Here is a 23,988-nt window from a genome sequence, read left to right on the forward strand (position 1 = left end):
CAAATCGGTCCTTGTCGAAACCGGCGTCGCAGGCGGGATACATCAACGAATTCGCAGGTTGCAGGAGGGCGCCAGATGCCCCCGTGAGGCGTCGGCGCGCAGGGTGGCTCGGCGCGGCGGCCGGGTCTTGATTCGAAGGCGTCCGGACGATCCGGCCCGGCTGCTTCCGGGAACATGGGAGCGAGGGGGCGTTCCCGGCGGGATCGGGCTGCGCGGCTCCGCTCCTGCGCCGAGATGCCGCTCCGGGGCCGCTCAGGGCCGCTGCGATGGCCTGCTTGCATGACGGCCATTCCGCGGGCTGGTGGCGCGGCGGACGATTGCGATTCCGCTGATCCTTGCCCCGTGGTAAGCGGACACCCTGCGAGGGGTGCATGGGAGCGATCCGGCGCCTATGGCCCGTCGCAGCAATCCCCCCCGGCCGCGCCATCTTCCCTGCGTCGGCCTATCCCAGGAGCCCCAAGATGTACTCGTCCATTCTGCTTGCCATCGACCTGAACGATGGCCCCTCCGCGCACAAGGTCGCCGAGGTGGCATTCCGCCTGGCGAAGGATCACGGGGCATCCCTGCACATCGTCAACGTGATCCCGGATTTCGGCATGTCGATCGTGGGGTCGTATTTCAGCGCGGCCCAGAAGAAGCAGATCATCGACGACGAGCGCAAGCGCTTCGCCGCCTGGGCCGAGGAGGAAGTCCCGGAGGGCATTTCTTACGACCTCACGGTCGTGAAGGGCAGTGTCTACGACAACATCCTCCGGACCGCGGACAAGATCGGCGCCGATGTGATCGTGCTCGGCTCGCACAAGCCGGGGCTGGAGGATTACCTGCTCGGCCCCAACGCCGCGCGCGTCGTACGGCACGCCAAGCAATCCGTGTTCGTGGTGCGCAACTCGGACTGACGCGCCCTGTCGGCCGGTCAGTTCGTCGCGCGGTTGGCGACCCGTGCACCCTCGGCAAGGCCGGGGGCCGGGTAGAGCACGATCTGCTCGCCGGGCTCGAGGCCCGAGGCGACGGCAGCCTCCAGCCCGTTGGAGCGCTCGATCTCTACCGGACGAAGCCGCGCCACGCCTTCCTCGACGACAAAGACGACCTGTCCGCCGTCCTGCCGGAACAGCGCGCTGGCCGGCACGATGGTCGCGTCCCCCGTCTCCCAGACCACGATCCGCACCTCGACGCGGAACCCGTGGCCAAGGGCCGTGCGGGTGTCCGGCGGGTCGGTCAGGGCGATCCGCGCCCGCACCCGTTGCTCCTCCACGCCAAGCGCCGAATACTTGGTGAAGCCCCAGGGATCTATGCGGATCACCTCTCCGGCCAGCGGCTGCGGCCCGCCCCACTTGTCGACGATCACCCGGTCGCCCTCGCGCACCTGCACCGCATCGGTCGACAGGAGTTCGACCACGACCTCGAGATCCTCCTCGATGTTGCCGATCTCCATGAGCGGCGTTCCGACGGGCAGGGTGGTCTCGCTCTTCTGCATGACCTGCAGGATGCGGCCGGTGGCAGGGGCGAAGAGCGGCGTCGCCTTCTCGGTGTTGATCTGCAGCGCGGTGGCCAGCCCCTGGTCGTCGAAGCCGATGAGCTGGGCGCGGGCGTTGGCGACCTCGGCCTCTCGCATCGAGATCGCGGCCTCGGCGGTGTCGAGCGCGGCCTGCGCGGCCCGCGCCGTGCCCTCGGCCCGCTCCAGCGCCGCCTGCGCCAGCGTGCCGGTCTGGGCAAGCTGCTGGGCGCGCTCCAGGTCCGACTGGGCCACGTCGTTGTCCGCGATGGCCTTGTTGAGGTCGGCGCGGGCTACCCGGAGCGCGGCCTCGGCCGCGGTCACGGCGGCGCGGGCCTGTTCACGGGTCCGGATGTCGAGCGCCGAGGGGTTGATGGGCAGCATGTGGGCCACCACGGTCGTGCCGCGCACCACCGCGTCGCCCGGTTCCACCGCGACCCGCAGCAGCCGTCCGGTGACCGGGGTGGAGACGACATAGGGGTCATGCACGCGGGTGCGCGCCTCCTCGTCGATGGTGACGACCAGCGGGCCGCGCGTGACCTCGCCGATATCCACCAGCATCGGGCGCGGCCAGAAGGCGAAGGCCAGGGCACCCGCAACGAGCGCCAGCACCACCAGCGTCAGCAACCTGCGGGATCGTTTCCTGCGTGCCATGACGGTCTCACTCCCCCATCTTGAGCGCCGTGACCAGGTCCACCCGGTCGAGATCGCGCTTCACCAGCCAGCCCGAGAACGCAGCGCTGGCAAGAACGGCGAGCGCGGCCGAGCCCACCGACTGCGCATCGAAGGTCAGCGGAATCGAATAGACCTCGGTCGAAAAAGCCGCCGACACCGCCGCCGCCATGCCATATCCGAGCAGCGCCCCCAGCGGCAGCGCGGCCAGCGTCACGAGGCCGAGCTCGCCCAGCAGCACGAAGGCCGCCTCGCCCCGGCTGAAACCGATCACCCGAAGGCTGGCGAGGTCGTGCACCCGCTCGGCAAAGGCGATGCGGGCCGAGTTGTAGACGATGCCGAAGGTGACCACCCCGGCAATCGCCAGCATGATGTAGCGCATCATCCCCATGCCGCTGTCCATCATCGTCTGTATGGAATCCCGGGTCTCGGCCTTGAGCGCCACCCCGGCGACGCCCGGCATGTCCTTGATTGCCACGAGCACTTCGTCCCGCACCGCGCTGTCGATCCGCAAATAGGCGCCGGAGACCCGGCCCGGCTCCTTCAGCGCGGCGTTGAGGGCCTCCATGTTCATGTAGGCCGGCGAGCCGAGCAGGCTGTCGGCCACCGCCACCACCGGGATGTCGAGCACCGGCCGGCGGCCTTCGCGCACTTCCGCCGTCACCACGTCGCCCGGCGCCGCTTCCAGCACGCGGGCCAGGGTGGTGGAGAGCACGATGCCTTCCTCGGGCAGGGTCAGGGGGCGCTGCGCCTCGTCCATCGCGCGGGCGAGCCGCGGCGCGGACAGCATCCCGTTGATGGTGCCGCGGTGATCGTTCAGCCCGTGGCGCAGCAGCACGGGCACGTTCCGGACCGGCTCTACCTCCTGCACGCCGGGCAGCCGGCCGAGCTCGTAGATCGCCTTGTCGGATTGCGGATGGGTGAAGCTGACCTGCGCGTCGGATCGGTCGAGCACGCTGAACCCCAGATCGATCGATTTCGAGAAGCCGGCCTGGACCCCGATCATGCCCACCGAGAGCGCCATGCCCGTGGCGATGCCGAGCGCGCCGCCGGCCATCCGCATCGGCTGCCGCTGCAACCGGCGCAGCACCATCCGTCCGGGCTGGTCGAGCAGCCGGCTCCAGAGGCCCGCGAGCCGCCCGGTGCCGCTGTAATCGGCCGGGGCGGGCGGGCGCATTGCCACCGCCGGGGCGAGGCGGAACACCCCGCGCAGCACCCCGAACCCGCCCGCGCAGGCCGCGAGGATCGAGGTCATCACGCCGATGACGAAGCTGCGCGGATCGAGCTGGAACACGAGGAAGGGGAACTTGTAGTAGTCCTGGTAGACCCCGGCCATCGCCCGCCCGGCCGCGATGCCGCCGAGCGAGCCCGCAATGGCTCCGGCAATCGCGATCGTCAGCATCAGCTTCAGGTAATGGCTCGCAACCTCCCAGTCGGTATAGCCGAAGGCCTTGAGCAGCCCGATCTCCTCCCGCTCGGCCTGCACGATCCGGCTGATCACGATGTAGAGCAGGAAGGCCGAGACCCCGAGGAAGATCGGCGGCACGGCGATAGCGTTCTTGCGGCCGCCCTCGATCTCCTCCGTGACGAAGAAGTTCGACGGCAGGTCCTCCAGCCCGTAGGCGCCGAGCCCGCCGCGGGGCTCGAGCACCCGGTCGATGGCGTCGAGCGCGCTTTGCAGGTTCACCCCGCGCTCCAGCCCCAGTAGCGCCTCGTTGAAGGCGCCCTGCATGTCATAGGCGGCGGACAGGGCGTCGCGCCCCATCCAGATCACTGCGAAACGAGCGTCGTCCGGCACGATCTCTCCCGGCGCGGTGGTGTAGAGAAACTCCGGGCTCTGGGCGAGGCCGGTAACCCGAAAGGTGTGCCGGGCGCCGTTCATGGTCGCCTGCAGCCGGTCGCCGGGGGCGAGGCCGCGGGCATCGGCGAACCCCTTGAGCAGCAGGATCTCGTCGCCGCGATCCGGGTCGGGCATCCGCCCCGCCGTCAGGTGGATGTCGTTGAGCCGGGCCGGGCCGTGATCCGGCAGCGACACCGCCTGCGCGCGCACCGGCACGATCTCGCCCTCCAGGTCGATCAGCGCCGAGCCCGTGACCCGGCCGACCGCCACGGCGACGCCCGGGATCTCGGCCAGCCGTTCCAGCACCCGGTCGGGCGCGCGCTCCACAGGGGCGAAGACGTCGGCGAGACGGTAACGGTCGTAATAGGCCCGGCGCGTCTCCTCCAGCGTGTTCACGAGGCCCGTCATCATCACCAGCATCAGCACGCCGAGCGCGATGACGGCGGCGATGGCGAGCGCCTGCCCCTTGATCCGCCAGAGGTCGCGCAGGAGCTTTCGGTCGAGCGGGGCGAGCAGGGTCACCATTCGATTTCCTCCGGCGCGAGGCGGGTCTCGTTGACCTGCACGTCACGGATCGCACCGTCCGCGAAATGGATCACCCGGTGTGCCATTGCGGCGGTGGCGGCGGCATGGGTGACCATCAGGATCGTGGTCCCGAGCGAGGCGTTCACATCGGCCAGCACCTTGAGCACCGCCCGGCCGGTGGCGCTGTCGAGCGCGCCGGTGGGCTCGTCGCAAAACAGCACGTCCGGCTGCTTGGCCACGGCCCGGGCGATGGCGACCCGTTGCTGCTCGCCCCCCGAGAGCTGTGCCGGGAAATGGTGGCGCCGCTCGCCGAGCCCCACGAGACGCAGCGCCTCTGCGGGGTCCATCGGGGCGCGGGCGATCTCGGTCACCAGCTCCACGTTCTCCTCGGCGGTGAGCGAGGGCATCAGGTTGTAGAACTGAAAGACGAAACCGACGTGGTCCCGCCGGTAGCGCGTGAGCGCGCCGTCGCCCATCCCGGTCAGCTCACGGTCGCGGAACCGGGCGGTGCCGCCGCTGGCGCGGTCGAGGCCGCCGAGGATGTTGAGCAGGGTGGACTTGCCGGAGCCGGAGGGGCCGAGCAGGACGACGAGTTCGCCGCGCGGCACCACGAGATCCACCCCGCGCAGCGCGTGTACGGCGGCTTCGCCCGCGCCATAGACCTTGGTCAGGCCCTCGGTGCGGAAGGTCGGCAGGGACATGGGATCGTCTTGGCCCGTCATGACCGGAACTCCCTTCCTTTCACGTAGGATAGCGGCTGCAACGAAACAAGCCACGCCCGCCGGGCGGGGCGCGGGGTCGCACGGAGAAGCCACCGCTGGTCTGGCGAGCCGGGCAGGGCGCGACACCGGCCGGAGCGGCTCCCGCCGACGTCCTCCCCCTTGCGGGGTCGGACGCCGTTGGGCCGGGCGCCCTTCGGGCGAAGCGCGGTGTCCTCGGTGTGGGAGGCGGCGACTGGGTATCCGGGCGCGTGTTCGGCCGTTGCACGCTTTGGTGTTCCAGCCTGCACTTGCGATAGAGGAGTTACTTCGCAAAACGGTTCATGTCTATCGTGTAGTGCGCTGAAAATTCGCAGAAATGCCCTGGGGCAGGCATCGAGCCGCGCGCGCAGCGCGCGGCTCGGCCCAACGGGAGGAGACGCATCTGCGATGCGCCGACAACGGGCGGGAGCCCTTCGAGCCCGCGGTCCCTCGGTCAGAGCTGGACAATGGCGAGTTCCACGTTCTTCGAACCGATCACCGAGGAGACATGCCCGCTTCCTCCGGTGTCCTCCATCCGCCAGATGCCGCCCGGGCCGATCTCTCGCACCTCGCCGTCCCCGGCCACCACGCGCAACCGGCCCGCGAGGCAGAAGGCCACCTGCCGGCGCGGCGAGGGATGCTGCGCGCCGCTCCAGCCGGCGGGCAGCACGAGGTAGAGCAGGGCGGCGGCCGGTTCGGCCTCGGAGACCGGCATCGGCGGGGCCGGGGGCGCGAAGTCGGCGGCGCTCATCTCGATCGGGCAGTCCTCAAAATGCGAGATGCCCTCCGCGTCCTCGGTCAGGTGCAGGTAGTTCATCCGGGTCTCCTCCCAGGCAGCGCCATAAATCTGTTTCCTCGCTCAGTCGCCTTCGCAGGCTTGCAAGAACCGTTCGCCAAGCACCAGGTCCCAGCCCTCGTCGTAGTTCGCGGCCGCCGCCTCGCCGGCCGTCCCAAGCCGCTCGAACCCGCCGTGGGTCAGCAGGAGCCGGGTTGCTTTCGGGCTATCGGCGGCGAAATCCAGCGTGATCGATGTGGCGTCGGCCCTGGCGCGGCCGACATACCAGTCCAGTTCGAGCCGCTCATGGGGAAACCAGGTGGTCAGCGTCGCCCAGTCGACGACGCTTCCGTCGTGGCGCCGTTCCCGGATCCTGCCGCCCTGCCGCTTTTCCATCCAGATCTCCAGCGGCAGGCGGCCTTCGGCGGCCGAGAGAGAATGCGACCCGACCGGCCACCACGCGCCGATCTCGGCCGTGAAGAGCCGGAAAGCAGTTTCGGGCGTCACCGGAAGGGCAAGGGTTTTTCGAACGATCAGAACGGTATCGGGCATCGGGCCGGGCTCCTCCTGGGAGATGGGAATGGGCTTCGGTTTGGGCACGGGCGCCGGTCGGGAAGGGGAGGAAAATCGAGCACGGGCGAAGAAACAGGTACGCCGGCGTCGCGGGAAGATAGTTGACCCAAGGTAAGTCTCCGGGTGGCCCGGAGTCAAATCCGATCGTGCCGCCCGCCCTTGCAGCCCCCGGTGCCCGACACTAAGACTCAGTGACAGAACCGCAGCGGCGTTTGCGAGAGCGACCGCCCCCCACCGAGGCAGACCCCCATGCAGCACCCCATTGAGACCTACATGAACCTCGTCCCGATGGTCGTCGAACAGACCAGCCGCGGCGAACGCGCTTATGACATCTTCTCGCGTCTGCTCAAGGAGCGGATCGTATTCGTCAACGGCCCGGTGCACGACGGCATGAGCCAGCTCGTCGTGGCACAATTGCTGCACCTGGAGGCGGAGAACCCCTCCAAGGAGATCTCGATGTACATCAACAGCCCCGGAGGCGTCGTGACTTCGGGCCTGTCGATCTACGACACGATGCAGTACATCAAGCCCAAGGTCTCCACCCTCGTGGTGGGGCAGGCTGCCTCGATGGGTTCGCTCCTGCTGACCGCTGGCGAAAAGGGCATGCGGTTCTCGCTGCCCAACAGCCGCATCATGGTGCATCAGCCCTCCGGCGGCTACCAGGGCCAGGCAACGGACATCATGATCCACGCCCAGGAGACCCAGAAGCTGAAGGACCGTCTTAACAATATCTACGTTAAGCACACTGGTCAGACGCTCAAGAAGGTCGAGGCAGCGCTGGAGCGCGACAACTTCATGTCCGCCGAAGACGCCAAGGAATGGGGGCTGATCGACGAGATCGTCGAGAGCCGAAAGACGGCGGAGGATGGCGCCAAGAGCTGAGGCGCCCCACGACGATCCGGCGCGTCCAAGGCGTGGCCTTGCCCATAGACATTTGGGCATTGTGCCTCGCCGGGGCGTGCCATACTCTTTCCGGGACGGGGCGATCAGGACCGTTCCCTCATATGGGCCGCGGTGCGGCTGAGACAGCGGGCACAGGGCCCTAGAGGATTGGCATGGCGAATTCATCCGGTAGCGACAGCAAGAACACCCTCTACTGCTCCTTCTGCGGAAAGAGTCAGCACGAGGTGCGCAAGCTGATTGCAGGGCCGACGGTGTTCATCTGCGATGAATGTGTCGAGCTCTGCATGGACATCATTCGCGAGGAAACCAAGTCGTCCGGCCTGAAGTCCTCCGACGGGGTGCCGAGCCCGAAGGAGATCTGCAATGTCCTCGACGATTATGTGATCGGCCAGGCCCGCGCGAAGCGCGTGCTCTCGGTCGCGGTCCACAACCATTACAAGCGGCTCAATCACGCGTCCAAGAATGCCGAGATCGAACTGCAGAAATCGAACATCCTGCTGATCGGCCCCACCGGCTGCGGAAAGACCTATCTGGCGCAGACGCTCGCGCGGATCCTCGACGTGCCTTTCACCATGGCAGACGCGACCACGCTCACCGAGGCCGGCTACGTGGGTGAGGATGTCGAGAACATCATTCTCAAGCTGCTGCAGGCATCGGAATACAATGTCGAGCGGGCGCAGCGCGGCATCGTCTATATCGACGAGGTAGACAAGATCACCCGCAAGTCCGACAATCCCTCGATCACACGCGACGTGTCGGGCGAGGGCGTGCAGCAGGCGCTCTTGAAGATCATGGAGGGTACCGTGGCATCCGTGCCGCCGCAGGGCGGGCGCAAGCACCCTCAGCAGGAGTTCCTGCAGGTCGACACGACGAACATCCTGTTCATCTGCGGCGGCGCCTTTGCCGGGCTCGACAGGATTATCGCTCAGCGGGGCAAGGGCTCGGCGATCGGCTTTGGAGCGGACGTCAAGGATGAGGGAAACCAGGACATCGGCGAGCTTTTCCGGCATCTCGAACCGGAGGATCTGCTGAAGTTCGGCCTGATCCCCGAATTTGTAGGCCGTCTGCCGGTGATCGCCACGCTGGAGAACCTCGACGAGGACGCGCTGGTTACGATCCTGACCCAGCCCAAGAACGCCATCGTCAAGCAGTACCAGAGGCTCTTCGAACTGGAAGACACCGAACTGGCCTTCACTGAAGATGCGCTGCGCGCCATCGCCCACCGTGCGATCGAACGCAAGACCGGTGCGCGCGGGCTGCGGTCGATCATGGAAGACATCCTGCTCGACACGATGTTCGATCTTCCCAGTCTCGAGGGCGTTGACGAGGTCGTCGTGAACGAGGAGGCAGTGACCTCCGAAGCCCAGCCGCTGCTGATCTATGCCGAGAACAAGGACAGCGCCTCGGCGAGTTGAGCCATCACGGATCAGGATTGTGAGGGCCTAGCGGTTTCCGCCAGCCCCCGCGAAAAATATTGAAAGCGCGCGACCAGTAAAACCGGTCGCGCGCTTTTTCTTTGGTTGCAATACAATCATCCGAGCGAAACGCGCAGATGACTGCGTTCAGCCCCGGAGCCGCTGTCTGGGGCGGGGCGGCAGTCGCGCTTGCAGCATTCCGGCAGACGAAATGACCTGCCACCTTATGCCCATCGGCATAGCCAATTGAACGTCCTGAGTTCCCAACGAAAGATCTTCAGCCGTACGGTAACACTTCTGGAAAATGCCAGCTCCCATCCAGGATTTCCGCGCGGGGCTGGTAAAGACGGACCGTATAGTTCCAGCCCGGAGTGATGGGGATGCAGTTGATCCGCCCATCGTCACAACCGCCGAAATGGATGGTGTAGGAGCCGTCGTCATTGGGCGCGGCAGACGTATTGTTGTAGCTGTTGCGGCCGAGCTCGTTCGGTTCCAGATATCCGTCGGCATTGTAGACGGTGACCGACCAGAACGCGTCCACGGGTACGTCCCTAACCGTAACGACGTGCGGGGTTTCGCCGTCATTTGCGTCGACGCTTTCAATCACGGCGGAGGCCGTCGTCGCGGGCTGACCGGCCCATCCGGCCATGGCGCCGACCAGGTGGTCGATGGGGTCGACCTCGTCCTTGCGGCCGAAGGCGCGGGCAGCGTCGAAGCCAACCGCGCTCGCCAGATCGCTTACGGCTTTGCGCGCTTCTGCCAAGCTTTCGAGATCCCAGTCCGGAGCCTCGAACGGTCCATCGCCGCCGCCGCTCAAGGCGATACCGTCCTGCGCCGCGTGCGCGACGGCGAGGTCATCTGGATTTGCGGCATCGACGAAGGTGCGAAACAGAACGAAGGAAAAACGCGTGCCCACCTCGTCTTCGGTCAGTTCGTAGGTTCCCGGCGTCGCTTCCACGAAGCTGTAGTGATCCTGATTGATCACCAGCATGGACTGGAAGCGGCCTCCGGCCTCGGGCAGCGTGATCTTGGCCGGTTCGGACAGATCAAGGACAACAGCGGAGTAAAGCGTGTCCTGGTTGGCGCGAATGATCGGCTGATACTCCTCGGCAGATACAACCTGACGTTCATGGGCGATTTCTCCCAAACCGACACCCGGGGCCGTCAGGTGGGCCCGGATCATTGTATCGGATTCGGCGCGCACCAGGCTCCCGATTGTGACCGGCTCAGCAAAGGCGATGGCCGGCGCGCATAACGCAATCATGAATATGGACATTTTCATCTTCATGTCTCCTGTCAGTTCACAAGGCGCGGATCACGGAACTCATGGATGCCGTAGATCATGGTCACCCCAAGTGCCATGATCTCAGTCAAAGGCTTTCTTCCTCCTCTCCGGCTACCGAACGTCTTTGTCCCCAGCGTTCCGTTTTCCGAATGACTTGCTGGCGGTCTCCGCTCCTTGAGTGCTTGTCCGCGAAAGGCCGATTTGTCTGCGCTCCTTCAACTGCGAAGAAACCTGCGAGCGTCGGACGGGCGCAATCAGCGGAGCTCCCGAAAAGATCTTTGAGACAGATTTCTGGCAACGCGGCCTGTGACGCGCAGCTAGACGTCAGGTTGAGAATGAAATTGCCCCGACAAGCAAGTGACTCGGGTGGTCAGTTTCAGCATTTTCCGCAGCGGCTGGCCGGTGCCCCGGGCGGCTTTTTCGGTGCGGTGTGCTGCACGACGCAAGCTCCGATGCGCTCCGTCACAAGGGCCCTCCCTTGATTGAAATCATGTCGGGATCGGGCCTGGCCGTTTAGTCTTACCTTGGGTTAAGCATGGGAGGAGGCAATGACACGGACACTCAACCTGGTAAGCGTTCTTCTGGCGATGGGCGCGTTTGCCATCCAGCCGGCGGAGGCGGAAACCGTCGGCCAGGACGAATACATGAACAGCTGTGCGCAATGCCACGGGGTTGGGGGCAAGGGAGACGGCCCGATGGTCGGATTCCTGACCGGCACCATGCCGGACCTGACCATGTTGGCCGCCGGAAACGGGGGCGTCTTCCCGATCACACGGATCTTTTCGATGATCCAGGGGACGGCCGAGCCCGGGGCCCACGGGACCCGCGAAATGCCGATCTGGGGAAACCGCTACCGGACGAAGGGCGAAGCGGCGGGCAATCCCGATTTCGCGCTGACCGAGGCGGACACCTATGCCCGGTTCCGCATTCTGGCGTTGGTCGAGTATCTCTCGACGATCCAGGCGGAGTAGGACGGGGCGAAACGGAGCGCCGCGGCTGAAAATCCTGCGTGAGGCATCACTATCCGCCTGACGGCGCTACCCGTTCTGCGGCATGGTCCGGATGAACCAAATTCCGCAAGGGGGTGGACCGGACCATGCCAAGGCAGTTGATTTCCACAGGATCGCCCTTCGAGGAGCAGATCGGCTATTCCCGCGCCGTGGTCTGCGACGGATGGGTCTTCGTTTCCGGCACCACCGGCTACGACTACGCGACGATGCAGATGCCGCAAGACGTCGAGGCTCAATGCTCTAACGCGTTGGCCACGATCGGCCGGGCGCTGGCCGAGGCGGGGGCGAGCCTCGATGACGTGGTGCGCGTGCGCTACATCCTGCCCGATGCCGGTGACTGGCCGGCCTGCTGGCCTGCCACGCGGGCGGCGTTTGGCAGGGCCAAACCGGCGGCGACGATGATCACCGCGGGCCTTCAGGAGCCGGAGATGAAGATCGAGATCGAGGTGTCGGCCCGCCTGCCGGACTGATCGGCGGGCTCTGCCGCGCTGATCACTGGACCTCGGGGCGCAGTTGGTCCATACCGGATCGCGACACGCATCCGGAGGCTTTCATGGGTATCCTCAATTCGGTTCTCCGCGCCATCATCTGGTGGGACGGCCAGACCTACGGCACCCAGCTTTTCACCTCTCGCCACGGCCAGAAGGTCGGCGAGGACAAGGACGGCAACGTCTATTACCGCAATGCCGACGACAGCAAGCGGTGGGTGATTTACGATGGGGAGATCGAGGCCAGCAAGGTGCCGCCAGAGTGGCATGGCTGGCTGCACCGGATGTACGACGAGCCGCCCAGCGACCGGCCGCTGCCCCACAAGCCGTGGGAAAAGCCGCATGTCGAGAATCTCACCGGGGTGCCGGAGATGGCCTACAAGCCGGCCGGCTCCCTGCGTCGCACCGATCCGGTGGCACGCAGCGATTACGAGGCGTGGACGCCTGAATGACCATTGCGTTCGCGCGGCGTTGCGACCTCGGGCCGGCCACAATCCTGAGGCGCGGAGGTAGCCATGTCTGAAAGTCCCGGAGAAATCCTCGCCGGTGCGGCGACCCTTGCCGTCGCTTTCGGCTTCCTCGTCTATGCCAGCCAGGGCGCAGGCATGTCGTCGAGCCAGGGCGCGGGCTATGATCTCACCGCCAGTTTCCGCTCGGCCGAAGGCATAAGTGTCGGCACCGACGTTCGGCTCGCCGGTGTCAAGGTCGGCACGGTGTCCGGGCTCGACCTCAACCGTCAGACCTTCCGCGCCGATGTCACGCTAAACGTGGCGGGCGACCTCGAAGTGCCGGAGGACAGCTCCATCGCGATCTCCTCCGAAGGTCTGCTTGGCGGCAACTTCGTCGAACTGGTCCCCGGTGGCTCGCCTTTCAACCTCGAACCGGGATCGGAGATCGAGGATACGCAGGGCGCGCTCAGCCTTCTTGGACTGCTTGCAAAGTTCGTCAGCTCGACCGAGGACGAGTGATGCGCTGGCTGGCGATCGCGTTGCTCGCGGCTGCGCCCGCTTTCGCCCAGCAGGAGGCGCGAAGCGCCAGTGGCGGCGAGATCCGCCTGCTCGACAAGATCAACGGCGAGACCACCGACATCCGGATCGGGCGTGGAGAGACCAAGCTCTTCGGCCGTCTGTCTATCACGCTCGGCGATTGCCGTTTTCCTGCAAGCAATCCAAATTCGGACGCTTTCGGCTGGCTCGAAATTCGGGACGAAGGCACCGGAGAACCGGCCTTTTCCGGCTGGATGATCGCCTCGTCGCCGGCGCTCAAGGCAATGGACCACCCGCGTTACGACGTCTGGCTGCTGCGCTGTAGCAACGATTGAGCCGATGGCAGGGGCCCGGGCGCGTCGAAATCGGCCTGCACGGTCAGGGCCTCGGCCAGTCGCTTTCGATACTCCGCCTGCGTTATCTCCTTGGCCCCGAGGCTGGCGAGGTGCGGCGTCAGGAACTGCGCGTCGAAGAGCGTGAAGCCGCCCTGCCGCAAGCGATCCACAAGGTAGGCCAGCGCGACCTTCGAGGCATCGGTGCGCCGCGAGAACATGCTCTCGCCGAAGAAGGCGCCGCCGAGCGTCACGCCATAGACGCCGCCAACCAGTTCCTCGCCGTCCCAGACCTCCAGCGAATGCGCATGCCCCCCAGCGTGGAGCTGGGTGTAGAGATCGAAGATCGTGCGGTTGATCCAGGTCTCTGGCCGGTCGGCACAGCCCTTCAGGACGCCAATAAAATCTCGGTCGGTCGACACGGTGAAACAGCCGCTGCGAAGTCGCCGCCGAAGGGAGCGGGATATCCGGAAGCCATCGAGGGGAAAGATGCCGCGCATCTTCGGCTCGACCCAGAACACCTCCGTGTCTTCCCGGCTCTCGGCCATCGGGAAGATACCGGAGGCGTAACCGCGCAGGAGGAGGTCAGGGGTCAGGTCCATCGCGGCCGCGTCCGGTAGGCAGAGGCTGCGATGCAGGCCGGCCCGAAGCCGTTGCTCCGGGCGCGGCAGGGTTCGTTGTGCGGGCGTGTCACGCGCCCTGGGCGGCCAGCCATTTCTCCAGCCAGTGGATGTCGTAGTTCCCCGCACGGATGTCGGGTTCGGCCAGCAGGCCGTCGAACAGCGGCAGGGTCGTGTCGATGCCCTCGATCACGATCTCGCTGAGCGCGCGTTGCAGGCGCGACAAAGCCTCTTCGCGGTCCCGGCCGTGGACGATCAGCTTGCCGATCAGGCTGTCGTAATAGGGCGGGATCGTGTAGCCGCCATAGAGCGCCGAATCCATCCGCACACCCAGCCCGCCGGGTGCATGGTACATGCCGACGGTGCCGGGGCTGGGAGTGAAGTTCGGCAGTTTCTCGGCGTTGATCCGCACTTCGATGGCGTGGCCGTTCACGACCAGGTCATCTTGGGTGAACGAGAGCGGCAGCCCTTGGGCTACGCGGATCTGTTCGCGCACGAGGTCGACGCCGAAAATGCCTTCGGTGACCGGATGCTCGACCTGAAGCCGCGTGTTCATCTCGATGAAATAGAACTCGCCGTCCTCGAACAGGAACTCGATTGTACCAGCGCCGATGTAGTTGATGCTGGCCACAGCGTCGGCGCAGATCTTGCCGATGCGCTCGCGGGTGGCGGAGTCGATCGCCGGGCCGGGCGCTTCCTCGAACACCTTCTGATGCCGGCGCTGGAGCGAGCAGTCGCGCTCGCCGAGGTGCACGGCATTGCCCTTGCCGTCGCCAAAGACCTGAATCTCGATGTGGCGCGGCTTGGTCAGGTATTTCTCGATGTAGACCTCGTCATTGCCGAAGGCCGCCTTGCTCTCTGAGCGGGCGGTGCGGAAGGCGTTGGGCAGGTCCGCCGCCGTCCTGGCGAGTTTCATCCCGCGACCGCCGCCGCCGGCGGTGGCTTTGACGATCACCGGGTAGCCGATCTCGGCGGCCACCTTCTCGGCGGTCTCGAGGTCCGGAACGCCGCCGTCGGAGCCCGGCACGCAGGGCACGCCGAGGTTCTTCATCGTCTCCTTGGCGGTGATCTTGTCGCCCATGACGCGGATATGCTCGGCCTTGGGGCCGATGAAGGTGATGTCGTGGTCTTCCACGATCTGCACGAAGGCCGCGTTCTCCGACAGGAAACCGTAGCCCGGGTGAATCGCATCCGCCCCGGTGATCTCGCAGGCCGAGATGATGTTGGGGAAAGACAGGTAGCTCTGGGGCGAGGGCGGCGGGCCGATGCAGACGCTCTCGTCGGCCAGGCGCACATGCATCGCATCGCTGTCCGCGGTTGAATGCACGGCGACCGAGCGGATGCCCATTTCGCGGCAGGCCCGGATCACGCGCAGCGCGATCTCGCCGCGGTTGGCGATCAGGATCTTGTCGAACATCATTCGATGATCATCAGGGGGGCGCCGAATTCTACCGGGGCGCCGTTCTCGACCAGGATACGCTTGACCGTGCCGGCACGCGGCGCGGGGATCTGGTTCATGGTCTTCATGGCCTCGACGATCAGTACCGTCTGACCCTCGGTCACGGTGGTGCCCACTTCGACGAAGGGCGCGGCGCCGGGCTCGGCGGCCATGTAGACCGTGCCGACCATTGGCGAGGTGACGGCGCCGGGCAGTTGTGCCGGGTCCTCGACGGGGGCTGCGGCCTCAGCGGGGGCTGCGGGTGCCGCTGCCGGAGCCGCCGGAGCGGCATAGGCGACCGGTGCCGGCGCCGCGAACAGTTGACGGCACACCCGTACGTTGAGGCTGTCGTCCTCACCGTATTCGCGTTTGACTTCCAGCTCGGTCAACTCGTTTGCCCGCAGCAGCTCCGCGAGCGCCTCGATGAAGGCGACATCCGCGTCCTGACTCTTCCTGGTCATGTGGCCCTTGCCTCTGGTTCCTGAAAAATATGCTTCCATGTAACGGAACGTCACGGCCGTTAAAAGGGACGTTGCGCATAGAAGGCGCCCGCGCCGATGCCCGGAGTCGGGTTTTTGAACGCCGGCTCTGCCTTCTGAGCCACCAATCCACCCGTTCCGCTGCCCAAAATCGCGCCTCTCGCGGAATGCAGCCCTGGCCGCAGGCAAAATCACAAAATTTACCGTTTGATAAAAAATTTGACATGTGCCAGCGTTGAAGAAAGGAAATGTCTCCAGCAGGGGTTTGCACGATGCAAAACAGCCAGAGGACGCCAGGGGTCGTGCCCGGACGACTCGATCAGGCCAGCTACAACCGGAATTTCGACGAGCTTCACCCGCCGCTTGACGCGCACGAGGCCCATGTCGCGGCGGACCGTTGCTACTTCTGTCACGACGCGCCCTGCGTTACGGCCTGCCCGACCGATATCGATATCCCGATGTTCATCCGGCAGATCCAGACCGGCACCCCGGACAACGCGGCCCGGACGATTCTGGAGCAGAACATCCTCGGCGGCATGTGCGCCCGTGTCTGCCCGACCGAGACGCTCTGCGAGGAAGTCTGCGTCCGGCAGGTGGCCGAGGGCAGCCCGGTGGAGATCGGCCAGCTTCAGCGCTACGCGACCGACCACCTCATGGAGCAGGGCATCCACCCCTTCACCCGCGCCGCCGAGACCGGCAAGCGCGTCGCCGTCGTCGGCGCCGGGCCGGCCGGGCTGTCCTGTGCCCACCGGCTGGCGATGCGCGGCCATGACGTGGTGATCTTCGACGCCCGCGAAAAGGCGGGCGGTCTCAACGAGTTCGGCATCGCCGCCTACAAGACGGTCGGGGATTACGCCTCCTTCGAGGTCGACTGGCTGCTGAAGATCGGCGGGATCGAGCTGCGGACCGGCATGAAGCTCGGCGAGAACCTGACACTGGACGAACTCCGCGAGGGTTTCGACGCCGTCTTCCTCGGCATCGGCCTGCCGGGGGTGAACGCCCTGCGGGTCGAGGGCGAGGCCCATGCCCATGTGCGCGACGCGGTGGATTTCATCGCCGAGCTGCGACAGGCCGAAGACCTCTCCAAGCTGCCCGTCGGCCGCGAGGTGGTGGTGATCGGCGGCGGCATGACCGCGGTGGACGCCGCGATCCAGAGCAAGCTGCTGGGCGCTGAGCATGTCACGATGGTCTACCGGCGCGGGCGCGAACGGCTCTCCGCCTCAACCTTCGAGCAGGAACTGGCGGCGGCGCGCGGCGTGCGGATCATCCTCAACGCCCAGCCCGTGGCCTTCAACAGCACGGACGGGCAGACCGTGTCCTCCGTGACTTTCGCCTATACCGAAGACACGCCAAACGGCCTGCAGCCCTCCGAGGAGACCTTCACGCTGCCGGCCGACCAGGTTCTCAAGGCCATCGGACAGTCCCTCCAGGGCGTGCCCGGTGTGGTCGAGACCGAGGGCGGCAAGATCGTGGTGACCGGCCCGGGCCGCACCTCGCTCGACGGCGTCTGGGCCGGCGGCGACTGCGCCGCGGGCGGTGACGACCTGACGGTGACTGCGGTCGCCGATGGCCGCGACGCGGCCGAGGACATCCACCTGGCGCTGGTCGGCGAAGCCGCCGTCGCAGCCGAGTGAGGGAGATTTCACAGATGGCAAATCTTGCGAGCGAATTCGTCGGCATCAAGTCGCCCAACCCGTTCTGGCTGGCCTCCGCCCCGCCGACCGACAAGGAATACAACGTTCGCCGCGCCTTCGAGGCCGGCTGGGGCGGCGTGGTCTGGAAGACCCTGGGCCAGGAAGGCCCGCCGATCGTCAACGTCAACGGTCCGCGCTACGGTGCCGTCTGGGGCGCCGACCGCCGCCTGCTCGGGCTCAACAACATCGAGCTGATCACCGACCGTCCGCTGGAGGTGAACCTCCGCGAGATCAAGGCGGTGAAGCGCGATTATCCCGACCGCGCCGTGGTGGTGAGCCTCATGGTCCCCTGCGAGGAGGAAGCCTGGAAGGCGATCCTGCCGGTGGTCGAGGAAACCGGCGCCGACGGGATCGAGCTGAACTTCGGCTGCCCGCACGGGATGGCGGAGCGCGGCATGGGCTCGGCGGTGGGGCAGGTGCCCGAGTACATCGAGATGGTGACCCGCTGGTGCAAGCAGAACACCCGGATGCCGGTGATCGTGAAGCTGACGCCCAACGTCACCAACATCGTCTACCCGGCCGAGGCGGCAAAGCGCGGCGGGGCGGATGCGGTCAGCCTGATAAACACGATCAACTCGATCACCTCGGTCGACCTCGACGCGATGAGCCCGGAGCCGATGATCGACGGCAAGGGCACGCACGGCGGCTATTGCGGCCCGGCGGTGAAGCCGATCGCGCTCAACATGGTGGCCGAGATCGCCCGCAACCCCAAAACCGCCGGCCTGCCGATCTCGGGCATCGGCGGCGTCACGACCTGGCGCGACGCGGCGGAGTTCATGGCGCTCGGCGCCGGCAACGTGCAGGTCTGCACCGCGGCGATGACCTATGGCTTCCGCATCGTGCAGGAGATGATTGCCGGGCTGTCCGCCTGGATGGACGAGAAGGGCTACACCTCGGTCGACGAGGTCGTCGGCCGCGCGGTGCCGAACGTCACCGACTGGCAGTTCCTGAACCTGAACTATATCACCAAGGCCGAGATCGACCAGGAGGCCTGCATCAAGTGCGGCCGTTGCTTCGCCGCCTGCGAGGACACCTCGCACCAGGCCATTGTGATGAAGGAAGGCCGCGTCTTCGAGGTCGATGACAGCGAATGCGTCGCCTGCAACCTCTGCGTCAACGTCTGTCCGGTGGAGGGTTGCATCACCATGCGGCGGCTCGATGCCGGCGAGGTCGACCTGCGCACCGGAGAGAAGGTCCCGGCCGAGCCCGGTGACTGGACGACCCATCCCAACAACCCGCAAACGGCCTGCGCCGCCGAATGAGGGTCTGACATGGTGGGATATTCAGCGGGGCGCTTCGGCGCCCCGTTCTCGTTTGCCGGGGCTCAGGGCGTGAGCAGCTTGGTGAAGAGCGCCACCAGGTAACGTTCGGCTTCGGGAAAGGGGTCCGAGCCCTCGTCTCCCAGAACGGTGCGCACCTGCACGTCGAAATCCGCGTAGTGCTGGGTCAGCGACCAGATCGAGAAGATCAGATGATAGGGGTGCACCTCGGCGATCCGCCCGGCGGCGATCCAGCCCCGGATCACCTCGACCTTCTCGTCGACCAGCGGTTTCAGCACCGTGCCCAGGGTATCGCCCAGATGCGGGCCGCCCTGCAGCACCTCGTTGGCGAAGATCCGGCTTTCGCGCGGCATCTCGCGACTCATCTCCAGCTTGCGCCGCACGTAGCCCAGGATCTCCGACACCGGATCGCCCTGCGGATCGAGCGTGCGCAGCGGGTCGAGCCAGACGTCGAGCAGCGTCGACAGGAGCGCCAGGTGCATCGTTTCCTTGGTCGGGAAGTAGTAGAGCAGGTTGGGCTTGGAGAGGCCCGCCGCCTGCGCGATCTCGTCCACGGTCGCGCCGCGGAAGCCCTTAGAAGAAAAGACATCCAGGGCCGCGTCAAGGATGGCCTTGTGGTTGCGACGCTGGATGCGGGTGCGGGGCTCGCTCGGGATTCGGGGCGGAGACTTCTCTGAATTCATGCGTCGCTCAAGTTTCCATCAAACTGCCTGCAAAAACGGGAGTCCTGTGAGGCATCTGACTGCGTTTCGTGCCCCGCGCTTGACTGCCCCCCGACCCGTGGTAGCGTGTTCCTGACCATTTGGTCAAACAAACAAGCTCGCACCCCGCAAGAAGGGCAGCCAGCAGGGAGACAACATGGCGCTCGATCGCAACCCCGCACCAAACGATCTCAGTGCGTTCTGGATGCCGTTCACTGCAAACCGCCAGTTCAAGCAGGCCCCGCGCATGTTCGTGGCTGCCGAGGGTATGCATTACACCACAGACGACGGCCGCCAGGTTCTGGACGGTACCGCCGGCCTCTGGTGCTGCAACGCCGGTCACCGCCGCCCGAAGATCGTCGAGGCGATCCAGGCACAGGCGGCCGAGCTGGACTATGCACCGGCCTTCCAGATGGGCCACCCCAAGGCGTTCGAGCTCGCCTCCGCAGTGCGGGACATGGCGCCCGAGCCCTTCGAACATGTGTTCTTCACCAACTCCGGGTCCGAATCCGTCGAGACCGCGCTGAAGATCGCGCTCGCCTATCACCGTGCCCGCGGCGAGGGGCAGCGCACCCGCCTGATCGGCCGCGAGCGCGGCTACCACGGTGTCAACTTCGGCGGGATCTCCGTCGGCGGCATCGTCAACAACCGCAAGGTCTTCGGCACCCTCCTGAACGGGGTGGACCATCTGCCGGCGACGCATCTTACTGAAAACGCCATGACCCGCGGCCAGCCGGAACACGGCGCGCATCTGGCCGACGAACTGGAGCGGATCTGCGCGCTGCATGGCGGCGAGACCATCGCCGCGGTGATCGTGGAACCGATGGCCGGCTCGACCGGCGTGCTGCTGCCGCCCAAGGGGTACCTTGAGCGCTTGCGCGAGATCTGCACCCGGCACGGCATCCTGCTGATCTTCGACGAGGTGATTACCGGGTTCGGCCGGCTCGGGTCGTCCTTCGCCGCGGAGCATTTCGGGGTGATGCCGGACCTCATCACCTGCGCGAAGGGGCTGACCAACGGGGTGATCCCGATGGGCGCGGTGCTGGCCACGGGCCAGATCCACGACGCCTTCATGACCGGCCCGGAGCACATGATCGAGCTGTTCCACGGCTACACCTATTCCGGCAACCCGATCGCCTCGGCCGCCGGCCTCGCCACGCTCGAGACCTATCGCGAGGAAGGGCTGTTCCAGCGGGCGGCGGATCTTGCGCCCTACTGGGAGGACGCCCTGCATTCGCTGGCCGATTGCCGGCATGTCGTCGAACTCCGCAACATGGGGCTGATCGGGGCGATCGAGCTGGAGCCGATCGCCGGCGCGCCGACCAAGCGGGCCTTCAGCGCCTTCCTCGATGCCTATGACAAGGGGTGCCTGATCCGGACCACCGGCGACATCATCGCGCTCAGCCCGCCGCTGATCATCGAGAAGCCGCATGTCGACCAGCTCGTCGGCACGCTGCGCGATGTGCTGAACGCGCTGGACTGAGGCGGGCGCGGTGACCGAGCGGGTGAAAGAAGGGCAGGCGATGGTGCGGCAGATGGCGCCGCGCCTCGTGCCGGGCCATTTCGCCTTTCGCACGCTCCTCGATCCGGATGAGCTGGCCGAGGTCCTGCCGCGCGCGCAGGGCATGTTCCGCGAGGCCGAGGGGATCTCGGTGATCGTGCCGGTGCCGCCCGGCGCGCCCCTCGCGATGCGACAGATCACGCTGGAGGTGCATTCCGCCCTCGACGGCGTCGGGCTGACCGCAGCGGTATCAGGGGCGTTCGCCGCCCTTGGCATCCCCTGCAACATGGTGGCCGCCCACCACCACGACCATGTCTTCGTGCCCGAGGACCAGGCCGAGGCAGCGCTCGACGCGTTGCGCGCCCTGGCCGAGGGCGCGAGTTCGTAGCGAAGAACGGAGAATGAGATGCCTGCACCTGGCGCGAACCTGAAGATCAACGGCACCCGCCTTTGGGACTCGATCATGGAAATGGCAAAGATCGGCCCTGGCGTGGCGGGCGGCAACAACCGCCAGACCCTGACCGATGCCGATGCCGCGGGCCGCGCGCTGTTCCAGAAATGGTGCGACGAGGCGGGGCTGACCATGGGCGTCGACAAGATGGGCACCATGTTCGCCACCCGCGCGGGCGAGGATCCGGACGCGCTGCCCGTCTACGTGGGCAGCCACCTGGACACCCAGCCGACGGGCGGCAAGTACGACGGCGTGCTCGGCGTGCTGGGCGCGCTCGAGGCGGTGCGGACGATGAACGACCTCGGCATCAAGACAAAACACCCGATCGTGGTGGTGAACTGGACCAACGAGGAGGGCGCGCGCTTTGCCCCCGCCATGCTGGCCTCCGGCGTTTTCGCCGGGGTGCACACGCTTGACTACGCCTACGACCGCGAGGACCTCGAGGGCATGAAGTTCGGCGACGAGCTGAAGCGGATCGGCTGGGTCGGCGACGAGGAAGTCGGCGCGCGCAAGATGCACGCCTATTACGAGCTGCACATCGAGCAGGGGCCGATCCTCGAGGCCGAGGGCAAGGACATCGGCGTCGTGACCCATTGCCAGGGCCTCTGGTGGCTGGAGTTCAGCCTCACCGGCAAGGAGGCGCATACCGGCTCCACGCCGATGGCAATGCGGGTGAACGCGGGGCTTGCCATGAGCCGGATCTTCGAGATGGTGCAGGAGGTCACGATGGCCGCGCAGCCCGATGCTGTGGGCGGCGTGGGGCAGGTGACGTTCAGCCCCAACTCTCGCAACGTGCTGCCGGGCAAGGTGGTCTTCACCGTCGACATCCGCACCGTCGACCAGGCCAAGCTCGACGGGATGCGCGACACGATCGAGGCCCGCGCGGCGGAGATCTGCGAGGAGCTCGGCGTCGGCTGCGCCGTGGAGCGCGTGGGCCATTTCGACCCGGTCACCTTCACGCCGGAGCTGGTGGAGAACGTCCGCGCCGCGGCGGAGCGGCTGGGCTACTCGCACATGAACCTGGTCTCCGGCGCCGGCCACGATGCCTGTTGGGCAGCGAAGGTGGCGCCGACGACGATGGTGATGTGTCCCTGCGTCGGCGGGCTGTCGCACAACGAGGCCGAGGAGATCACGCCGGACTGGGCCGCCGCCGGGGCGGAAGTGCTCTGCCACGCGGTGCTGGAGACGGCGGAGATCGTGGAGTGAAACGGCGCGGCCGGGGGCGCTGCCCCCGGTCCCCCGGGATATTTTGCAACAGATGATGCGGGAGCCGTGCAAAAGTGGCGCGGCAGCTCGACAGGGAGACAGACCATGACCACTCTCATCAAGAACGGAACCATCGTCACCGCCGATCTGACCTACAAGGCGGATGTGCTGGTGGACGGCGGCAAGATCGTGGAGATCGGGCCGGACCTGAAGGGCGACGAGGTGCTCGACGCCACCGGCTGCTACGTGATGCCGGGCGGGATCGACCCGCACACCCATCTCGAGATGCCTTTCATGGGCACCTATTCGAGCGACAATTTCGACAGCGGCACCCGTGCCGCGCTGTCGGGCGGCACCACGATGGTGGTCGATTTCGCCCTGCCGAGCCCGGAGCAGGGGCTGCTCGATGCGCTCAAGATGTGGGACAACAAGTCGACCCGCGCGCATTGCGACTATTCCTTCCACATGGCGATCACCTGGTGGAGCGAGCAGGTCTTCAACGAGATGGAGGAAGTGGTGAAGCGCGGCATCACCACCTTCAAGCATTTCATGGCCTACAAGGGCGCGCTGATGGTCAATGACGACGAGCTCTATGCCTCGTTCCAGCGCTGCGCCGAGCTGGGGGCCATTCCGCTGGTCCATGCCGAGAACGGCGACGTCGTGGCCGAACTCTCCGCGCGGCTGCTGGCCGAAGGCAATACAGGCCCCGAGGCACATGCCTATTCTCGCCCGCCGCAGGTGGAAGGCGAGGCCACGAACCGCGCCATCATGATCGCCGACATGGCCGGCGTGCCGCTCTACGTCGTGCACACCTCCTGCGAGGAGAGCCACGAGGCGATCCGGCGGGCGCGGATGCAGGGGAAGCGCGTCTGGGGCGAGCCGCTGATCCAGCACCTGACTCTGGACGAGAGCGAGTATTCCAACCCCGATTGGGACCACGCCGCGCGGCGCGTGATGTCGCCGCCGTTCCGCAACAAGCAGCACCAGGACTCGCTCTGGGCCGGGCTGCAGTCGGGCTCGCTCTCGGTCGTGGCGACGGACCATTGCGCCTTCACCACGGAGCAGAAGCGCTTCGGCGTGGGCGATTTCACCAAGATCCCTAATGGCACCGGGGGCCTGGAGGATCGGATGCCGATGCTCTGGACCCATGGCGTCGGCACCGGGCGGCTGACGCCGAACGAATTCGTCGCCGTCACTTCAACGAACATCGCCAAGATCCTGAATTGCTACCCGAAAAAGGGCGCGATCATGGTGGGGGCGGACGCCGATATCGTGGTTTGGGACCCGGAGAAGACCAAGACCATCTCGGCCAGCACCCAGCAGTCGGCGATCGATTACAACGTCTTCGAGGGCAAGGAGGTGAAGGGCCTGCCGCGCTACACGCTCACCCGTGGCCGCGTGGCCGTGGTCGATGGCGAGGTGAAGCCCAAGGAAGGCCACGGCGAGTTCGTGGCCCGCGAGCCGAACGGCACCGTCAACAAGGCGCTGTCCACTTGGAAGGAACTGACCGCGCCACGGCCCGTGGAGCGGTCCGGCATTCCGGCGAGCGGGGTGTGATGGCGAAAGCACTCCCATCCGGCCT

General features: G+C 66.3%; 24 protein-coding genes. 14 read left to right on the forward strand and 10 right to left on the reverse strand.

What is annotated here, in order from left to right:
- Positions 1 to 461: 461 nt before the first annotated feature.
- Positions 462 to 896, forward strand: coding sequence for a universal stress protein (locus ACFQ2S_RS06750; protein ID WP_386073693.1), 435 nt, complete (start codon positions 462 to 464; stop codon positions 894 to 896).
- Between the two features lie 17 nt (positions 897 to 913).
- Here the strand turns inward: ACFQ2S_RS06750 and ACFQ2S_RS06755 are convergent, their stop codons facing one another.
- From ACFQ2S_RS06755 to ACFQ2S_RS06775, 5 genes are all read right to left on the reverse strand, one after another.
- Complete coding sequence (locus ACFQ2S_RS06755) at positions 914 to 2,146, reverse strand: efflux RND transporter periplasmic adaptor subunit (protein ID WP_386073694.1); 1,233 nt, start codon at positions 2,144 to 2,146, stop codon at positions 914 to 916.
- Positions 2,147 to 2,153: 7 nt separating this feature from the next.
- Complete coding sequence (locus ACFQ2S_RS06760; protein WP_386073695.1) at positions 2,154 to 4,529, reverse strand: ABC transporter permease; 2,376 nt, start codon at positions 4,527 to 4,529, stop codon at positions 2,154 to 2,156.
- Positions 4,523 to 5,251 carry an ABC transporter ATP-binding protein gene (locus ACFQ2S_RS06765; RefSeq protein WP_386073696.1) on the reverse strand — a complete coding sequence of 243 codons (729 nt, stop codon included), beginning with the start codon at positions 5,249 to 5,251 and terminating at the stop codon, positions 4,523 to 4,525. The genes ACFQ2S_RS06760 and ACFQ2S_RS06765 overlap by 7 nt, the downstream gene beginning before the upstream one ends.
- 472 nt (positions 5,252 to 5,723) lie before the next feature.
- Complete coding sequence (locus tag ACFQ2S_RS06770) at positions 5,724 to 6,086, reverse strand: cupin (protein WP_386073697.1); 363 nt, start codon at positions 6,084 to 6,086, stop codon at positions 5,724 to 5,726.
- A gap of 42 nt (positions 6,087 to 6,128) precedes the next feature.
- Positions 6,129 to 6,596 carry an SRPBCC domain-containing protein gene (locus tag ACFQ2S_RS06775; RefSeq protein ID WP_386073698.1) on the reverse strand — a complete coding sequence of 156 codons (468 nt, stop codon included), beginning with the start codon at positions 6,594 to 6,596 and terminating at the stop codon, positions 6,129 to 6,131.
- Between the two features lie 270 nt (positions 6,597 to 6,866).
- Here ACFQ2S_RS06775 and ACFQ2S_RS06780 point away from each other — a divergent pair, with 270 nt between their 5' ends.
- Positions 6,867 to 7,499, forward strand: coding sequence for an ATP-dependent Clp protease proteolytic subunit (locus tag ACFQ2S_RS06780; protein WP_386073699.1), 633 nt, complete (start codon positions 6,867 to 6,869; stop codon positions 7,497 to 7,499).
- 173 nt (positions 7,500 to 7,672) lie between these two features.
- Positions 7,673 to 8,935, forward strand: coding sequence for an ATP-dependent Clp protease ATP-binding subunit ClpX (gene clpX / locus ACFQ2S_RS06785; RefSeq protein ID WP_386073700.1), 1,263 nt, complete (start codon positions 7,673 to 7,675; stop codon positions 8,933 to 8,935).
- 277 nt (positions 8,936 to 9,212) lie between these two features.
- Here clpX and ACFQ2S_RS06790 read toward each other — a convergent pair whose 3' ends face one another.
- Complete coding sequence (locus ACFQ2S_RS06790; RefSeq protein ID WP_386073701.1) at positions 9,213 to 10,217, reverse strand: DUF1214 domain-containing protein; 1,005 nt, start codon at positions 10,215 to 10,217, stop codon at positions 9,213 to 9,215.
- A 551-nt stretch (positions 10,218 to 10,768) separates the two neighbouring features.
- Between ACFQ2S_RS06790 and ACFQ2S_RS06795 the strand changes: the two genes are divergently transcribed.
- The 5 genes from ACFQ2S_RS06795 to ACFQ2S_RS06815 all read left to right on the forward strand — a co-directional run bounded on the left by ACFQ2S_RS06795 (position 10,769) and on the right by ACFQ2S_RS06815 (position 13,039).
- A complete protein-coding gene (locus tag ACFQ2S_RS06795) occupies positions 10,769 to 11,191 on the forward strand; it encodes a c-type cytochrome (protein WP_386073702.1) in 423 nt (140 codons plus the stop codon).
- Between the two features lie 125 nt (positions 11,192 to 11,316).
- Positions 11,317 to 11,700, forward strand: coding sequence for a RidA family protein (locus ACFQ2S_RS06800; RefSeq protein ID WP_386073703.1), 384 nt, complete (start codon positions 11,317 to 11,319; stop codon positions 11,698 to 11,700).
- A gap of 83 nt (positions 11,701 to 11,783) precedes the next feature.
- Positions 11,784 to 12,170: an NADH:ubiquinone oxidoreductase subunit NDUFA12 gene (locus tag ACFQ2S_RS06805; protein ID WP_386073704.1), complete on the forward strand. Its 387-nt coding sequence runs from the start codon at positions 11,784 to 11,786 to the stop codon at positions 12,168 to 12,170.
- A gap of 63 nt (positions 12,171 to 12,233) precedes the next feature.
- Positions 12,234 to 12,686, forward strand: coding sequence for an outer membrane lipid asymmetry maintenance protein MlaD (mlaD, locus tag ACFQ2S_RS06810; protein WP_386073705.1), 453 nt, complete (start codon positions 12,234 to 12,236; stop codon positions 12,684 to 12,686).
- On the forward strand, positions 12,686 to 13,039 hold the full coding sequence (locus ACFQ2S_RS06815) for a DUF2155 domain-containing protein (protein ID WP_386073706.1): 354 nt from the start codon (positions 12,686 to 12,688) through the stop codon (positions 13,037 to 13,039). The genes mlaD and ACFQ2S_RS06815 overlap by 1 nt, the downstream gene beginning before the upstream one ends.
- On the opposite strand, the gene aat is transcribed toward ACFQ2S_RS06815, so the two are convergent.
- The 3 genes from aat to accB all read right to left on the reverse strand — a co-directional run bounded on the left by aat (position 13,003) and on the right by accB (position 15,555).
- On the reverse strand, positions 13,003 to 13,638 hold the full coding sequence (aat, locus tag ACFQ2S_RS06820) for a leucyl/phenylalanyl-tRNA--protein transferase (protein ID WP_386073707.1): 636 nt from the start codon (positions 13,636 to 13,638) through the stop codon (positions 13,003 to 13,005). The two genes, ACFQ2S_RS06815 and aat, sit on opposite strands and share 37 nt — an antisense overlap.
- 88 nt (positions 13,639 to 13,726) lie before the next feature.
- The gene (accC, locus tag ACFQ2S_RS06825; protein WP_386073708.1) at positions 13,727 to 15,073 is read right to left on the reverse strand and encodes an acetyl-CoA carboxylase biotin carboxylase subunit; all 1,347 of its coding nucleotides are present in this window, start codon (positions 15,071 to 15,073) and stop codon (positions 13,727 to 13,729) included.
- Positions 15,073 to 15,555 (reverse strand): acetyl-CoA carboxylase biotin carboxyl carrier protein, encoded by a 483-nt coding sequence (accB, locus tag ACFQ2S_RS06830; protein ID WP_386073709.1) that lies wholly within the window; start codon positions 15,553 to 15,555, stop codon positions 15,073 to 15,075. The genes accC and accB overlap by 1 nt, the downstream gene beginning before the upstream one ends.
- A 290-nt stretch (positions 15,556 to 15,845) precedes the next feature.
- Between accB and ACFQ2S_RS06835 the strand changes: the two genes are divergently transcribed.
- A complete protein-coding gene (locus ACFQ2S_RS06835; RefSeq protein WP_386073710.1) occupies positions 15,846 to 17,207 on the forward strand; it encodes an NAD(P)-dependent oxidoreductase in 1,362 nt (453 codons plus the stop codon).
- Between the two features lie 14 nt (positions 17,208 to 17,221).
- Positions 17,222 to 18,529 carry an NAD-dependent dihydropyrimidine dehydrogenase subunit PreA gene (gene preA / locus ACFQ2S_RS06840; RefSeq protein WP_386073711.1) on the forward strand — a complete coding sequence of 436 codons (1,308 nt, stop codon included), beginning with the start codon at positions 17,222 to 17,224 and terminating at the stop codon, positions 18,527 to 18,529.
- A 62-nt stretch (positions 18,530 to 18,591) separates the two neighbouring features.
- Here the strand turns inward: preA and ACFQ2S_RS06845 are convergent, their stop codons facing one another.
- Positions 18,592 to 19,230: a TetR/AcrR family transcriptional regulator gene (locus tag ACFQ2S_RS06845; protein ID WP_386073712.1), complete on the reverse strand. Its 639-nt coding sequence runs from the start codon at positions 19,228 to 19,230 to the stop codon at positions 18,592 to 18,594.
- Positions 19,231 to 19,405: 175 nt separating this feature from the next.
- On the opposite strand from ACFQ2S_RS06845, the gene ACFQ2S_RS06850 reads away from it, so the two are divergent.
- The 4 genes from ACFQ2S_RS06850 (at position 19,406) to hydA (ending at position 23,963) form a co-directional block, all read left to right on the forward strand.
- Entirely contained in the window at positions 19,406 to 20,731 is a 1,326-nt protein-coding gene (locus ACFQ2S_RS06850) for an aspartate aminotransferase family protein (RefSeq protein WP_386073713.1), read from the forward strand.
- A gap of 10 nt (positions 20,732 to 20,741) precedes the next feature.
- Positions 20,742 to 21,137: an ACT domain-containing protein gene (locus ACFQ2S_RS06855; RefSeq protein WP_386073714.1), complete on the forward strand. Its 396-nt coding sequence runs from the start codon at positions 20,742 to 20,744 to the stop codon at positions 21,135 to 21,137.
- 18 nt (positions 21,138 to 21,155) lie between these two features.
- On the forward strand, positions 21,156 to 22,406 hold the full coding sequence (locus ACFQ2S_RS06860) for a Zn-dependent hydrolase (RefSeq protein WP_386073715.1): 1,251 nt from the start codon (positions 21,156 to 21,158) through the stop codon (positions 22,404 to 22,406).
- Between the two features lie 105 nt (positions 22,407 to 22,511).
- Positions 22,512 to 23,963 carry a dihydropyrimidinase gene (gene hydA / locus ACFQ2S_RS06865; RefSeq protein ID WP_386073716.1) on the forward strand — a complete coding sequence of 484 codons (1,452 nt, stop codon included), beginning with the start codon at positions 22,512 to 22,514 and terminating at the stop codon, positions 23,961 to 23,963.
- The last annotated feature ends 25 nt before the right edge of the window (positions 23,964 to 23,988 follow it).

The organism is Tropicimonas aquimaris (assembly GCF_042676185.1).
Lineage (GTDB): Bacteria > Pseudomonadota > Alphaproteobacteria > Rhodobacterales > Rhodobacteraceae > Tropicimonas > Tropicimonas aquimaris.

Excerpts from the sequence above, each read along its gene's own strand:
- ACFQ2S_RS06750 (WP_386073693.1), top strand. The coding sequence starts at position 462 with ATGTACTCGTCCATTCTGCTTGCCATCGACCTGAACGATGGCCCCTCC.
- ACFQ2S_RS06755 (WP_386073694.1), bottom strand. The coding sequence starts at position 2,146 with ATGGCACGCAGGAAACGATCCCGCAGGTTGCTGACGCTGGTGGTGCTG.
- ACFQ2S_RS06760 (WP_386073695.1), bottom strand. The coding sequence starts at position 4,529 with ATGGTGACCCTGCTCGCCCCGCTCGACCGAAAGCTCCTGCGCGACCTC.
- ACFQ2S_RS06765 (WP_386073696.1), bottom strand. The coding sequence starts at position 5,251 with ATGACGGGCCAAGACGATCCCATGTCCCTGCCGACCTTCCGCACCGAG.
- ACFQ2S_RS06770 (WP_386073697.1), bottom strand. The coding sequence starts at position 6,086 with ATGAACTACCTGCACCTGACCGAGGACGCGGAGGGCATCTCGCATTTT.
- ACFQ2S_RS06775 (WP_386073698.1), bottom strand. The coding sequence starts at position 6,596 with ATGCCCGATACCGTTCTGATCGTTCGAAAAACCCTTGCCCTTCCGGTG.
- ACFQ2S_RS06780 (WP_386073699.1), top strand. The coding sequence starts at position 6,867 with ATGCAGCACCCCATTGAGACCTACATGAACCTCGTCCCGATGGTCGTC.
- clpX (WP_386073700.1), top strand. The coding sequence starts at position 7,673 with ATGGCGAATTCATCCGGTAGCGACAGCAAGAACACCCTCTACTGCTCC.
- ACFQ2S_RS06790 (WP_386073701.1), bottom strand. The coding sequence starts at position 10,217 with ATGAAAATGTCCATATTCATGATTGCGTTATGCGCGCCGGCCATCGCC.
- ACFQ2S_RS06795 (WP_386073702.1), top strand. The coding sequence starts at position 10,769 with ATGACACGGACACTCAACCTGGTAAGCGTTCTTCTGGCGATGGGCGCG.
- ACFQ2S_RS06800 (WP_386073703.1), top strand. The coding sequence starts at position 11,317 with ATGCCAAGGCAGTTGATTTCCACAGGATCGCCCTTCGAGGAGCAGATC.
- ACFQ2S_RS06805 (WP_386073704.1), top strand. The coding sequence starts at position 11,784 with ATGGGTATCCTCAATTCGGTTCTCCGCGCCATCATCTGGTGGGACGGC.
- mlaD (WP_386073705.1), top strand. The coding sequence starts at position 12,234 with ATGTCTGAAAGTCCCGGAGAAATCCTCGCCGGTGCGGCGACCCTTGCC.
- ACFQ2S_RS06815 (WP_386073706.1), top strand. The coding sequence starts at position 12,686 with ATGCGCTGGCTGGCGATCGCGTTGCTCGCGGCTGCGCCCGCTTTCGCC.
- aat (WP_386073707.1), bottom strand. The coding sequence starts at position 13,638 with ATGGACCTGACCCCTGACCTCCTCCTGCGCGGTTACGCCTCCGGTATC.
- accC (WP_386073708.1), bottom strand. The coding sequence starts at position 15,073 with ATGTTCGACAAGATCCTGATCGCCAACCGCGGCGAGATCGCGCTGCGC.
- accB (WP_386073709.1), bottom strand. The coding sequence starts at position 15,555 with ATGACCAGGAAGAGTCAGGACGCGGATGTCGCCTTCATCGAGGCGCTC.
- ACFQ2S_RS06835 (WP_386073710.1), top strand. The coding sequence starts at position 15,846 with ATGCAAAACAGCCAGAGGACGCCAGGGGTCGTGCCCGGACGACTCGAT.
- preA (WP_386073711.1), top strand. The coding sequence starts at position 17,222 with ATGGCAAATCTTGCGAGCGAATTCGTCGGCATCAAGTCGCCCAACCCG.
- ACFQ2S_RS06845 (WP_386073712.1), bottom strand. The coding sequence starts at position 19,230 with ATGAATTCAGAGAAGTCTCCGCCCCGAATCCCGAGCGAGCCCCGCACC.
- ACFQ2S_RS06850 (WP_386073713.1), top strand. The coding sequence starts at position 19,406 with ATGGCGCTCGATCGCAACCCCGCACCAAACGATCTCAGTGCGTTCTGG.
- ACFQ2S_RS06860 (WP_386073715.1), top strand. The coding sequence starts at position 21,156 with ATGCCTGCACCTGGCGCGAACCTGAAGATCAACGGCACCCGCCTTTGG.
- hydA (WP_386073716.1), top strand. The coding sequence starts at position 22,512 with ATGACCACTCTCATCAAGAACGGAACCATCGTCACCGCCGATCTGACC.